The organism is Variovorax sp. YR634 (assembly GCF_900106655.1).
Lineage (GTDB): Bacteria > Pseudomonadota > Gammaproteobacteria > Burkholderiales > Burkholderiaceae_C > Variovorax.
Map to the genome: position 1 here is coordinate 185,685 of NZ_FNOL01000010.1, position 12,050 is coordinate 197,734.

Sequence of the window (12,050 nt, forward strand, 5' to 3'; positions counted from 1 at the left end):
CCGCGATCTTACTTACTTGGCTTCCCTGGCTGTGGCGCGGCGACGACGCCACAGCACGCGCACCAGCCATCCCATCGGCAGCACCACCAGCACCAGCCACGGCAGCACCGCCGCGATGAAGGTGATCAGCGAGCCCACGCTTTCCGCCAGCACCGAGCCCGCGTTGCGCAGCGCATGCCCCATCGGGCTGTACCCATCGCTGCCACTCACCAGCGCGCGCCTGGGCGTGAACTGGATCTGGATGTGCTGCTTGCTGGTCTGCTGCGCCAGCACCTTGCGCTGCGTGGCGATGGCGTCGAGCTCGGCCTGCGTGTCCGACAGCGTGCGCTGGATGGCCAGCAGGTCGGCCATGGTGCGCTTGGTGACGGTGTCGCGCAGCATCGTACGCAGGCTGTCGCGGAACTCGGTACGGTTCTTGATGCGGGCCTCGACGTCGATCACCTCGGCGGTCTTGTCCTCGCTGGTGGTGGTGTGCGAGACCACGTTCGCCACGCCGGCCAGGCCGCCGAGCAGCTTGTCGACATCGGCGGGTTCCACGCGCATCTCGAGCATGGCGTTGCCGGGCTGCTGCGGCGTCTCGCGCAACAGGGAAGACGACAGCAGCTCGCACTTCAGCGAACCGCACAGGTCGCGCACCTTGCCCCAGGCATCGGCCAGCTGCTCGGCCGGCACCTCGACGTTCAAGTCCTGCCGCACGGCCAGGAAGCGCTGCAGCGGCGTGTTGTCCTGCGACTGGTCGGTGGCCGACGGTGCGGAGGCCGGTTCCGCGGAACGCATCCGCGCCTCCTTCCTCATGGCCATGCCACCGGCATAGCCAGCTGCAGCCTGCATGGGCGCGGGCGGCGGCGAGGCCGGCTCGGCAAGCGCGGCAGTCTCGTTGTTCCTGCGGTCGCAACCGGCGAGCGACAGCGCGGCCGCCAAGGCCAGCAGGACGATGCCCGCGCGGTGGCGGGCAGAGAGGAAACGGGGCGAACCGGAAGGCGTGCGATAGGTCATGGAGAGTTCCCTTGAATGATGACTACCGCAGCTGATACGGGCAGGCGCCCGGAACGGGGTTAAGTTTTTTCAGGCGGCCGCGGCACCCATTCGCAACAACTCGTCGCCTTCGGCCACCTGCTCGCCCGGCGCGAACATCAGCTCTTCCACCGTCCCGTCGGCCGGCGCTGCGATGGTGTGCTCCATCTTCATGGCCTCCATCACCGCAAGCGGCTGGCCGCGGCTGACCTTGTCGCCGGCCTTGACCGCGAAGGACACGACCTTGCCCGGCATAGGCGCAGTGAGCCGGCCGCCTTCGGCCTGCGTGTCGCCAGCGTGGGCGAGGCGATCGATGGCGGTGATCTTCGTGGCGCCCTTCGAGGCGAAGATGTGGGCGGTGGCGCCATCGACGTGCACGTCCAGCGTCTGGCGGTTGCCCGCGAACTCGACCTCGAACTCACCCGACGGGAACTGCCCGACCACCAGCGGGCCTTCGGCGCCGCCGGCTTCGAGCCACAGGCTGCCGTCGCGCTTGTAGGTCAGCAGGGCGATCTGTTCGGCGCCGCGAAATTCGAAGTCGAAGCGGCGCAGGTACTCGCCGTGCGAACGCCAGCCGTCGCGGCGTTCGAACGGGTCGGGCACGCCAACCGGCCGTTCAGTGACCAGCGTGCGCGTGATCGCGGCAGCGGCTGCCAGTGGCAGGCCCAGCGCTTCGCGGTCGAACAGCACGGCGCGCTCGCGCTCGATCAGCGCGGTGTCGAGGTTGGCCTTCGAGAACGACTCCGTCGCCAGAATGCCGCGCAGGAACTGCACGTTGGTCGACACGCCCACGATCTGCACCTGCGCCAGCGCGGCGTCGAGCCGGGCCAGCGCCTCTTCGCGTGTAGTGCCGTGCACGATGAGCTTGGCGATCATCGAGTCGTAGAAGGGCGAGATCTCGCCGCCCTCGCGCACGCCATCGTCGATGCGCACGCGACTGCGCTGGAAGGCCGTGGCTTGCGGCTTGCGATACACGCGCAAAGTGCCGGTGGCGGGCAGGAAGTTGTTGTCGGGGTTCTCGGCGCAGATGCGTGCCTCGATGGCATGGCCGTGGATCTGCAGCTCTTGCTGCTTCGCGGGTAGCGTCTCGCCCGATGCCACGCGCAGTTGCCATTCGACGAGGTCGAGGCCGGTGATTGCTTCGGTCACAGGGTGTTCAACCTGCAGGCGCGTATTCATCTCCATGAAGAAGAAGTTCATCTCGCCGCCCTCGCGCTGCTCGACGATGAATTCCACCGTGCCCGCGCCCACGTAGTTCACCGCACGTGCCGCGGCCACGGCGGCATCGCCCATCTGCTTGCGCATCGCCTCGGTCATGCCGGGCGCGGGCGCTTCTTCGAGCACCTTCTGGTGGCGCCGCTGCACCGAGCAGTCGCGCTCGAACAGGTAGACGTAGTTGCCGTGCGTGTCGCCGAACACCTGGATCTCGATGTGGCGCGGGCGCTGCACGTACTTTTCGATCAGCACCGCATCGTCGCCGAAGCTGTTGATGGCCTCGCGCTGGCACGAGGCCAACGCGACGGCGAAGTCTTCGGCCTTGTCGACCGCGCGCATGCCCTTGCCGCCGCCACCCGCGCTGGCCTTGATGAGCACCGGGTAGCCGATGCGATCGGCCTCGCGCTGCAGCAGCTGCGGGTTCTGGTCATGGCCGTGATAGCCCGGCACCAGCGGCACGCCGGCCTTTTCCATCAGCTGCTTCGACTCGGCCTTCAGGCCCATCGCCTTGATGGCCGAGGGCGGCGGGCCGATGAAGACCAGGCCCGCGTCGGCGCAGGCCTGCGCGAACTCTTCGTTCTCGCTGAGGAAACCGTAGCCCGGATGCACGGCCTCGGCGCCCGTGGCCTTGGCGGCTTCGAGGATCTTTTCCCAGCGCAGGTAGCTGTCCTTCGGGGCGCTGCCGCCGAGGTGCACCGACTCGTCGCAGGCGCGAACGTGGTTGGCATGCGCGTCGGCATCGGAGTACACGGCGACCGTGCGAATGGCCATGCGGCGCGCCGTCGCGGCAACCCGGCAAGCGATTTCGCCGCGATTGGCGATCAGGATCTTCTTAAACATTCGGAGTGTCTCCCGGAGGATTCTTTTTCAGTTGGAATGCGGGCACCACGCCCGGATCGGGTCGGCCGCTGAAGATGCGGGCCACGCGGGCGAACAGCGCCTTGAGGAAACGCCAGCTCTTGCGGATGAGCCACACGCTCAGCACAAGCACCAGCACGAACAGCACGAGAAAGACGAAGGGATGCGCCACCGCGAGCCACAGGCCCGCCGGCACCATCGTGTCTTCGACCAGCGAAGCGCCCACGTTAGAAAACGGCTCGGGCGATGTGTTGATGGCCGCGCGCGTCGTGGCCTTGGCCGCATGCGCCGTGGCCGCGAAGCTGCCGCCCACCAGCGCCGCGACGACGGCCATCGCGCCATGGTCAGCGCCGAACACGCTGGCCGCGAGCGCCGCGCCGGCCGGGATGCGGATGGCCGTGTGCACCACGTCCCACAGCGAATCGAGGCCGGGAATCTTGTCCGCGAAGAATTCGATGAACACCATGAAGCCGCTGGCCGCGATCACGACCGGATGCGCCAGCAGTTGCAGCCCGCTCGGCAGCGGCACCCAGCCGAAATAGCCCACCACGCCGGTCAGCAGCACGACCAGGTAGAGCCGCACGCCGCTGGCCCAGCCGATGGCGGCGGTCAGTGCGATCAGCTGGGGCATGTCGAGGCTGGTGTTCATGGCGATCAGTCCTCAGTCGAATTCGATGGTGCCGGCTTCCATGGAAGCCACGAGGTCCGCGAGCCATGCCTCGACGGACGCATGCTCGACGGGGCGGTCTTCGTCCGCCTTCCAGAAGGCGATCAGCTGGCCCGGCTCGCCGCCGCCCTCGGCATCGATGTCCACGCACAAGTGGCTGCCGCCGCCGTTCGACAGAAACGGCACCCAGCCACGCCGCCACGTGGACGGGTCTTCGAAGTCGGAGCCGATCATGTCGTCGAGCATCTCCTTGGTGTCGGCGATGTCCTCGAGCGCGCTGAACATGCGGTTGTCCTGCAGGCTGTCGAAGCTGCTGTTCGGCTGGCCGTTGCGCCAGCGGTAGAGCGCGCGAAAGGCTTCCGGCAGCTCCAGCGAGAACTTCGCCTCGAAGGCATCGAGGTCAGCGTCGCTCACACCGGGTTGCAGCACCGCGTGGTAGTCCGCGCGATGGGCAGCCAGCCACGCGTCCATGCGTTCGATGAGGGCGTCATGCGTCATGGTGTTCAGGCCTTGTTCGTTTCCAGCCACGAGGGCTTGCGCTTCTGCAGGAAGGCCTGCACGCCCTCGCGGCCTTCGTCGCTCGCACGAATGTCGGCGATGCCCTCGACGGTCTTCGCGATCAGCACATCGTCGATCTCGCGGCCGGCCACGTCGGCAATCAGTTGCTTGCAGGCGCGCACGGCAGCAGGGCTTGCGCCGGTCAGCGCCTTCAAGAGCTCGTCGACCTTGGCATCGAGCGCATCGGCTGCGACCACTTCATGCACGAAGCCGATACGGTGGGCCTCGGCGGCCGTGAAACGCTCGGCCGTGAGAAAGTAGCGCTGCGAGGCGCGCGTGCCCATCGCGCGCAGCACGTAAGGGCTGATGGTCGCGGGCACCAGGCCGATCTTCACTTCGCTCAGGCAGTACCACGCGGTGTCCACACTCACGGCCATGTCGCACGCGGCCACCAGCCCCATGCCACCCGCATACACATCGCCTTGCACGCGCGCAATGGTGGGCTTAGGGCACTCGGCAATCGTGCGCAGCATGGCGGCCAGCTTGCCCGCGTCGGCGATGTTCTCGCCGCGCGTGTAGTCGGCCATGCGGCGCATCCAGTTGAGGTTCGCGCCCGCGCAGAAGGCCGGGCCGTTGGCACCGAGCACGATGGCTTTTACTTGTGGCGCGGCGCCGGCTTCGGTGAAGGCCTGCGTCAGCTCGGCGATGACGGCGTCGTCGAAAGCGTTGCGTGCGTCGGGCTGGTCGAGCCAGATGCGGGCGATGGCGCCTTCGAGGGTCAGTTTCAGCTTGGTGTATGCGCTCATGTTGCTTGTCTTTTCGTTCATTGCAAGTGCCGGGGCAGGCCGAGCTTCGCGAGGAACTGATCCACCATCGGCCCCCAGATGGCGGCGTTGTCGCGGCCTTCGAAGAAGGCATGGCCGTCACTGCCGTAGGGCGGCACGCCCTCGAAACGCACGTCGACGCCCTTGGCTTTGTAGGCCTCCAGCAGCCGCTTCGCCAATGCGGGGCCGAAGAAGTGGTCGTTCTCCGAATAGACCCACAACATCGGCACCTTGGTGGTCGACGCGTAGCGGCCGAAGGCATCGACCAGCTTCGCTTCGTTGCATACGTCGTCCGGCCCGCGCGAGCCGCGCCCGCCCGCAAAGTTGATGGTGCCGACCACGCCCTCGGGGTTCAGGCTCGACAACGCCAGCACACCGAAGCCACCGGCCGATTTGCCGAGCAGCACCATGTGCTGCGCGTCGGCATACGGCAGCGTGCGCGCGTAGTCGAGCGCGGCGCTGATGTCCTTCGCAGTTTCGAGGCCCGCCTGCACGTAGTCGGGGTTGGCGCAGCTGAAGTAGTTCTCGGCCCACGGCCCATCGGACTTGCCGTAGCCGCGCCGCAGCGGGTTGAGAACCAGGAAGCCGTGCTTCGCGAACATCTCGGCCTGCCGCGCGTAGCGGTCCTGCGTCTTGGGAAAGTCGGCGGGCGAGCGCGGCGTGCCGTGGTTGATCACCAGCACCGGGAACGGTCCGTCGCCCTCGGGCCTGTATTCGGTGGCGGCCAGCTTGATGTGCGACTCGCCGAAGAAGCCCTTGACCGTCATCGGTATCTCGATGTCGCGGCGCGCCACGCTTTGCGCGTGCGCGCCCAACGCTGAGCAAAGCAAGGCGGCGATGAGTGTGAGTCGGCGCAGCGTCATGAGAGCGTTTCCGTCCCGAGCCTTACATGCGGAAGATGCCGAATTTCGGCTCTGGAATCGGCGCATTCCGTGCCGCAGCCAACCCCAGCGCCAGCACGCGCCGCGTATCCGCCGGATCGATGATCCCGTCATCCCAGATCCGCGCGGTGGCGTAGTAAGGGTGCCCCTGGTCTTCGTACTGCTGGCGGATCGGCGCCTTGAAGGCTTCTTCCTCTTCCTTGCTCCAGCTTCCGCCCTTCAGTTCGATGCCGTCGCGCTTCACGGTGGCCAGCACGCTCGCGGCCTGCTCGCCGCCCATCACGCTGATGCGCGCGTTGGGCCACATCCAGAGAAAGCGCGGGCTGTACGCGCGGCCGCACATGCCGTAGTTGCCGGCGCCGAAGCTGCCGCCGATGATGATGGTGAACTTGGGCACGTTGGCGGTAGCCACGGCCGTCACCATCTTGGCGCCGTGGCGCGCGATACCCTCGTTCTCGTACTTGCGGCCCACCATGAAGCCGGTGATGTTCTGCAGGAACACCAGCGGAATCTTGCGCTGGCAGCACAGCTCGATGAAGTGCGCGCCCTTCTGCGCCGACTCGCTGAACAGGATGCCGTTGTTGGCGACGATGCCCACGGGCATGCCCTCGATCTCGGCAAAACCGCAGACCAGCGTGGCGCCGAAGCGCGCCTTGAACTCGTGGAACTCGCTGCCGTCGACAACGCGCGCGATGATCTCGCGCACGTCGAAGGGCTTGCGCGTGTCGGTGGGGATCACGCCGTAGAGCTCCTCGCGCGGGAAAGCGGGCGCGCGCACCTCGGCCTTGGCCGGGGCCTCGGCCGCCTTCGCATTGAGGTTGGCCACCGCCGAGCGCGCGAGCGCCAGCGCATGCAGGTCGTTCTGCGCGAGGTGGTCGACCACGCCCGACAGGCGCGTGTGCACGTCGCCGCCGCCCAGGTCTTCAGCCGTCACGACCTCGCCCGTGGCCGCCTTCACGAGCGGCGGGCCGCCCAGGAAGATGGTGCCCTGGTTCTTCACGATGATCGATTCGTCGCTCATCGCCGGCACGTACGCGCCGCCGGCCGTGCACGAGCCCATGACCACCGCGATCTGCGGAATGCCCTGGGCGCTCATGTTGGCCTGGTTGTAGAAGATGCGGCCGAAGTGCTCGCGGTCGGGGAACACCTCGTCCTGGTTCGGCAGGTTGGCACCGCCCGAGTCGACGAGGTAGATGCAGGGCAGGCGGTTCTGCTCGGCGATCTCCTGCGCGCGCAGGTGCTTCTTCACCGTCATCGGATAGTAGGTGCCGCCCTTCACCGTCGCGTCGTTGCACACGATCATGCAGTCGACACCATTCACGCGGCCGATGCCCGCGATGATGCCGGCGCCCGGCGCCGACTCGGCCCCCTTGGCGTCGAGGTACATCGCATGCGCGGCCAGCGGCGCGATCTCGAGGAAGGGCGTGCCCGGGTCGAGCAGCTCGGCCACGCGATCGCGCGGCAGCAGCTTGCCGCGTGCGGTGTGCTTGGCACGCGCGGCCTCGCCGCCGCCCTGCTCTACCTTCGCGAACTGCGTGCGCAGGTCATCGACCAGCGCGCGCATGGCTGCTGCATTGGCCTGGAAGTCCGCCGAGCGGGCGTTGAGTTTGGTTTCGAGTTGGCTCATGCTGTTTTTTCTTGGCTAAGGCCGAGTTGCTCGGTCATGGCATCGCGGATCTTGAATTTCTGGATCTTGCCGGTCACCGTCATCGGGAACTCGCTGACGAAGCGGATGTACTTGGGCACCTTGTAGTGCGCGATCTGGCCCTTGCAGAACTCGCGCACTTCTTCTTCGGTGGCGCTCTGGCCGGGCTTGACGATGATCCAGGCGCACAGCTCCTCGCCGTATTTCTTGTCGGGCAGGCCGACGACCTGCACGTCCTGCACCTTCGGGTGGCGGTACAAAAATTCTTCGATCTCGCGCGGGTAGATGTTCTCGCCGCCGCGGATCACCATGTCCTTGATGCGGCCGACGATGTTGACGTAACCCTCGCCGTCCATGGTCGCGAGGTCGCCGGTGTGCATCCAGTGCTCGGCGTCGATGGCCTCGCGGGTCTTGGCCTCGTCGTCCCAGTAGCCGTGCATGACGGAGTAGCCGCGCGTGCACAGCTCGCCCGACTGGCCGGCCGGCATGACGGCACCGGTCTCGGGGTCGACGATCTTCACTTCGAGGTGCGGCTGCACCGTGCCCACGGTCGATACGCGGCGGTCCAGCGGCGTGTCGGTGCTGCTCTGGCAGCTCACGGGGCTGGTCTCGGTCATGCCGTAGGCGATGGTGATCTCGCTCAGGTGCATCTCGCTGACCACGCGCTTCATCACCTCGATAGGGCATGGCGAGCCGGCCATGATGCCGGTTCGCAGCGTCGACAGGTCGAACTCCTTGAAGCGCGGATGGTCGAGCTCGGCGATGAACATGGTGGGCACGCCGTGCAGGCCGGTGCACTTCTCTGCCTGCACGGTCTCGAGCACGGTGAGCGGGTCGAAGCCGTCGTTCGGGTACACGATGGCCGAGCCGTGCGTGAGGCAGGCCAGGTTGCCCAGCACCATGCCGAAGCAGTGATACAGCGGCACCGGAATGCACAGCCTGTCGGCGGGCGAGAGCTTCATGCACTCGCCGATGAAGAAGCCGTTGTTCAGGATGTTGCGGTGCGTGAGCGTCGCGCCCTTGGGAAAGCCTGTGGTGCCGCTGGTGAACTGGATGTTGATCGGGTCGGTGGCTTTCAGCGTCTTCTGCACCTGTTCGATGCGCGGGTCGCTGGCATCGCCGCTCGCGAGCAGCTGCGAAAAGCGCTGCATGCCGGGCTGCTCGTCACCCTGCCCGGCCTTGTCGATCCAGAAGGTGTGGGCCAGTTGCGGCACACGCTTCGGGCCCAGTTCGCGCAGCATGCCGAGGTAGTCGCTGGTCTTGAACTGCGCCATCGTCACCAGCGCCTTGCAGCCGACCTTGTTGAGCGCGTACTCGAGCTCTGAAGTGCGGTAAGCGGGATTGATGTTGACGAGGATCAGGCCGACCTTGGCGGTGGCGATCTGCATCAGCACCCACGCCACGTTGTTGTGCGACCAGATGCCCACGCGGTCGCCGGTCGCAAGGCCGAGGTTCAGCAACGCGCTGGCGAGTTTGTTCGATTCGGCCTGCAGCTCGCGGTAGGTGTAGCGCTGGCCTTCGTGGCGACTGACGAGCGCCTCGCGGTCGGGCTGCTTGCCGACCATGTCGTCGAAGAAGTCGCCGATGGGTTGTTCGATGAGGGGGACATCGGTGGCGCCTTGCGCCATGCTTTGGGTCAAGAGCGCCATGGCGATGCGTCCTTATTTCAGGCGGTTTCGGAGAACAGCTCGCGGCCGATCAGCATGCGGCGGATTTCGCTGGTGCCCGCGCCGATCTCGTACAGCTTGGCATCGCGCCACAGCCGCTCGACCGGAAAGTCCTTCGTGTAGCCAACGCCGCCCAGCGCCTGGATCGCCTCGCCGGCCATCCACGTTGCCTTCTCGGCCGAGTACAGGATGGCGCCGGCCGCATCCTTGCGGAAGGTGCGCGCATGGTCGTTGCGGTCGCAGGCCTTGCCCACGGCATACACGTACGCACGCGTGGCCTGCCAGGTCGAATACATGTCAGCCAGCTTGCCCTGCATGAGCTGGAACTCGCCGATGCTCTGGCCGAACTGCTTGCGCTCGTGGATGAAGGGCAGCACCGCGTCCATGCACGCAGCCATGATGCCCAGCGGGCCACCCGAGAGCACTGCGCGTTCGTAGTCGAGGCCGCTCATCAGCACCCTTGCGCCCTGGCCTTCTCCGCCGAGCACGTTCTCTTCGGGTACTTCGCAGTTGTCGAAGAACAGCGGGAAGGTGTTGGAGCCGCGCATGCCGAGCTTGTCGAGCTTGGTACCGGCGGAAAAGCCCTTGAAGTTCTTCTCGACGATGAAGGCCGTCATGCCGCGTGCGCCCATCTCGGGCTCGGTCTTGGCGTAGATGACCAGCGTGTCGGCGTCGCCGCCGTTGGTGATCCACATCTTGCCGCCGTTGAGCACGTAGTAGCCGTTCTTCTTCTCGGCCTTGAGCTTCATGCTCACCACGTCGGAGCCGGCGTTGGGCTCGCTCATGGCCAGCGCGCCGACGTGCTCGCCGCTCACCAGCTTGGGCAGGTATTTCTTCTTCTGCGCGTCGCTGCCGTTTCGATGGATCTGGTTCACGCACAGGTTGGAGTGCGCGCCGTAAGACAGGCCCACCGAGGCCGAGGCGCGCGAGACTTCTTCCATGGCCACGATGTGCGCCAGGTAGCCCAGCTCGGTGCCGCCGAATTCCTCTTTCACCGTCATGCCGTGCAGGCCGAGGTCGCCGAGCTTCTTCCACAGGTCGTGCGGGAACAGGTTGTCGCGGTCGATGTCGGCGGCGCGCGGCGCGATTTCGTTGGCGGCGAAGTCCTGGATCGCGCTGCGCAGCGAGTCGATGGTGTCGCCCAGGTCGAAGTTCAGGCCGGGATCGTGCATGGGGTTTGTCTCCTCTGAAGGGGTCTGCGCGCAATGCCACCCGCGCTGGATGGCGCTTGCGAAAGATCGCAGCTTACGCCTCGCCGTGCCGCAATTGGCGCCACAATGGTTGCAAATCACGCCACGACCGATCCGCTGCACCATGTCGCCCCCGTCGTTCCTCAGACCCGCCCGCGCCGTAACGCCGATGGCCTTCGTGAGAGCTATCGTGCAGGGCTACGAGCGCTACGGCATGGACCCTGCCGAGGCCCTGAAGGCGGCACAGATCACGCCGCGCGAACTGGCCCGGCCGGGCGCGCGGGTGACGGCCGCGCAGTTCGAGGTGCTGTCGGGCCACGCCATGCAGGAGCTCGACGACGAAACACTCGGCTGGTTCTCGCGGCGCCTGCCCTGGGGTACCTACGGCCTGCTGTGCCGCGCCTCCCTGAGCTCGCCCGACCTGGGCGTGGCCATCAAGCGCTGGTGCCGCCACCACCGGCTGCTGACCGAGGACATCGGCCTGTCGCTCGAAGTGGCCGGCGGCATGGCCACGCTGCGCATCGCCGAGAACGTCCCGCTGGACGACGCCTTCCGCGAGTTCTGCCTGGTGACCACCCTGCGCTTCGTGCACGGCTACATGTGCTGGGCCATCGACTCGCGCATCTCGCTGCGACACGCGAGCTTTCCGTTTGCCGCGCCACCGCACAGCGACGCCTATCCGCTGATGTTCACGCCAGACGTGCGCTTCGACGCGCCGCAGGCGGGCATCAGTTTCGACGAACGCTATCTCGCTCTGCCCTTGCAGCGAGACGAACGCGCGCTGCGCACCATGCTCAGGCGCGCACTGCCGCTCACAATCCTGCAGTACCGGCGCGACCGCCTGCTGGGTCAGCGCGTGCGCGAGCTGCTGCGCTCACGCGCCAGCGAGGCCACCACGGCCGAGGCGCTGGCCGGGCTGCTCAACGTATCGAGCCGCACGCTGCACCGGCAGCTGCACGAGGAAGGCACCTCGCTGCAGGCGCTGAAGAACGAGGTGCGCCACGAGATGGCTGTCGACCTGTTGCGCCGCACCACGCGGCCTGTCAAGCAGGTGGCGCTGGCCGTGGGGTTTCGCAACGAGAAGAGTTTTTCGCGGGCGTTCCTGCAGTGGACGGGGCATGCGCCTCGCGACTTTCGGCAGCAGGGGCTGTAGCGGAGGGCGTTCGGGGCACGTTCGGGGTGCGTGCGAATGACACCGGGTACTTCCCTCCGGGAATGACGCGTCAGCTAGGCTGTGCGATCAACGCAAGCGCGTCGGCAATCGACTGACTGTCCTCAGGCCGCACCAGCTTCGCGACCTGCTTGCCGTCACGCATGAACACCAGCGTGGGCCACAGCCGCACGTTGAACGAACGCCCCAGTGGACGCCCGCTGCCGTCTTCGACCTTGATGCGGCGAATGTCCGGGTACTTGGCAAAGGCCTCGGCGATGTTCGGCTGGGCGGCCTTGCAGATGCCGCACCAGTTGGTGCCGAACTCGACCACGGCAGGGCCGGTGAGCGCGTCGATCTCGCTGCGGTCGGGCTGCTCGGTTTTGTATTCGGAAGTCATGGGAAGTGGTTCCTGCGGCTCGGGAGTTGCGCCCTGCATTC

Annotated in this window: 11 protein-coding genes; 1 reads left to right on the top strand and 10 read right to left on the bottom strand. The window is 66.7% G+C overall.

Annotated elements, in window-relative coordinates:
• Positions 1–12 precede the first annotated feature (12 nt).
• The 9 genes from BLV60_RS18625 to BLV60_RS18665 all read right to left on the bottom strand — a co-directional run bounded on the left by BLV60_RS18625 (position 13) and on the right by BLV60_RS18665 (position 10,441).
• A complete protein-coding gene (locus BLV60_RS18625; protein WP_093056745.1) occupies positions 13–996 on the bottom strand; it encodes a DUF4349 domain-containing protein in 984 nt (327 codons plus the stop codon).
• A 69-nt stretch (positions 997–1,065) separates the two neighbouring features.
• Positions 1,066–3,069 (bottom strand): acetyl-CoA carboxylase biotin carboxylase subunit, encoded by a 2,004-nt coding sequence (locus BLV60_RS18630; protein ID WP_093056746.1) that lies wholly within the window; start codon positions 3,067–3,069, stop codon positions 1,066–1,068.
• Positions 3,062–3,736: a DUF4126 domain-containing protein gene (locus tag BLV60_RS18635; RefSeq protein WP_093056747.1), complete on the bottom strand. Its 675-nt coding sequence runs from the start codon at positions 3,734–3,736 to the stop codon at positions 3,062–3,064. The genes BLV60_RS18630 and BLV60_RS18635 overlap by 8 nt, the downstream gene beginning before the upstream one ends.
• 12 nt (positions 3,737–3,748) lie before the next feature.
• The gene (locus BLV60_RS18640) at positions 3,749–4,252 is read right to left on the bottom strand and encodes an SMI1/KNR4 family protein (protein WP_143042603.1); all 504 of its coding nucleotides are present in this window, start codon (positions 4,250–4,252) and stop codon (positions 3,749–3,751) included.
• A gap of 5 nt (positions 4,253–4,257) precedes the next feature.
• Positions 4,258–5,058 (bottom strand): enoyl-CoA hydratase/isomerase family protein, encoded by an 801-nt coding sequence (locus BLV60_RS18645; RefSeq protein WP_093056786.1) that lies wholly within the window; start codon positions 5,056–5,058, stop codon positions 4,258–4,260.
• A 17-nt stretch (positions 5,059–5,075) separates the two neighbouring features.
• The gene (locus BLV60_RS18650) at positions 5,076–5,939 is read right to left on the bottom strand and encodes an alpha/beta hydrolase family protein (RefSeq protein ID WP_176928825.1); all 864 of its coding nucleotides are present in this window, start codon (positions 5,937–5,939) and stop codon (positions 5,076–5,078) included.
• Between the two features lie 22 nt (positions 5,940–5,961).
• Entirely contained in the window at positions 5,962–7,584 is a 1,623-nt protein-coding gene (locus tag BLV60_RS18655; protein ID WP_093056750.1) for a carboxyl transferase domain-containing protein, read from the bottom strand.
• Entirely contained in the window at positions 7,581–9,251 is a 1,671-nt protein-coding gene (locus BLV60_RS18660; protein WP_093056751.1) for an AMP-binding protein, read from the bottom strand. Before BLV60_RS18660 ends, BLV60_RS18655 begins: the two co-directional genes overlap by 4 nt.
• Before the next feature lie 17 nt (positions 9,252–9,268).
• Positions 9,269–10,441 carry an isovaleryl-CoA dehydrogenase gene (locus BLV60_RS18665; protein ID WP_093056752.1) on the bottom strand — a complete coding sequence of 391 codons (1,173 nt, stop codon included), beginning with the start codon at positions 10,439–10,441 and terminating at the stop codon, positions 9,269–9,271.
• A gap of 142 nt (positions 10,442–10,583) precedes the next feature.
• Between BLV60_RS18665 and BLV60_RS18670 the strand changes: the two genes are divergently transcribed.
• A complete protein-coding gene (locus BLV60_RS18670) occupies positions 10,584–11,612 on the top strand; it encodes an AraC family transcriptional regulator (protein ID WP_093056753.1) in 1,029 nt (342 codons plus the stop codon).
• Positions 11,613–11,682: 70 nt separating this feature from the next.
• Here the strand turns inward: BLV60_RS18670 and BLV60_RS18675 are convergent, their stop codons facing one another.
• On the bottom strand, positions 11,683–12,009 hold the full coding sequence (locus BLV60_RS18675) for a thioredoxin family protein (protein ID WP_093056754.1): 327 nt from the start codon (positions 12,007–12,009) through the stop codon (positions 11,683–11,685).
• Between the last annotated feature and the right edge of the window lie 41 nt (positions 12,010–12,050).

Bases quoted from the DNA above. Each gene is read 5' to 3' on its own strand.
- BLV60_RS18625 (WP_093056745.1), bottom strand. From the start codon at position 996: ATGACCTATCGCACGCCTTCCGGTTCGCCCCGTTTCCTCTCTGCCCGC.
- BLV60_RS18630 (WP_093056746.1), bottom strand. From the start codon at position 3,069: ATGTTTAAGAAGATCCTGATCGCCAATCGCGGCGAAATCGCTTGCCGG.
- BLV60_RS18635 (WP_093056747.1), bottom strand. From the start codon at position 3,736: ATGAACACCAGCCTCGACATGCCCCAGCTGATCGCACTGACCGCCGCC.
- BLV60_RS18640 (WP_143042603.1), bottom strand. From the start codon at position 4,252: ATGACGCATGACGCCCTCATCGAACGCATGGACGCGTGGCTGGCTGCC.
- BLV60_RS18645 (WP_093056786.1), bottom strand. From the start codon at position 5,058: ATGAGCGCATACACCAAGCTGAAACTGACCCTCGAAGGCGCCATCGCC.
- BLV60_RS18650 (WP_176928825.1), bottom strand. From the start codon at position 5,939: ATGACGCTGCGCCGACTCACACTCATCGCCGCCTTGCTTTGCTCAGCG.
- BLV60_RS18655 (WP_093056750.1), bottom strand. From the start codon at position 7,584: ATGAGCCAACTCGAAACCAAACTCAACGCCCGCTCGGCGGACTTCCAG.
- BLV60_RS18660 (WP_093056751.1), bottom strand. From the start codon at position 9,251: ATGGCGCTCTTGACCCAAAGCATGGCGCAAGGCGCCACCGATGTCCCC.
- BLV60_RS18665 (WP_093056752.1), bottom strand. From the start codon at position 10,441: ATGCACGATCCCGGCCTGAACTTCGACCTGGGCGACACCATCGACTCG.
- BLV60_RS18670 (WP_093056753.1), top strand. From the start codon at position 10,584: ATGTCGCCCCCGTCGTTCCTCAGACCCGCCCGCGCCGTAACGCCGATG.
- BLV60_RS18675 (WP_093056754.1), bottom strand. From the start codon at position 12,009: ATGACTTCCGAATACAAAACCGAGCAGCCCGACCGCAGCGAGATCGAC.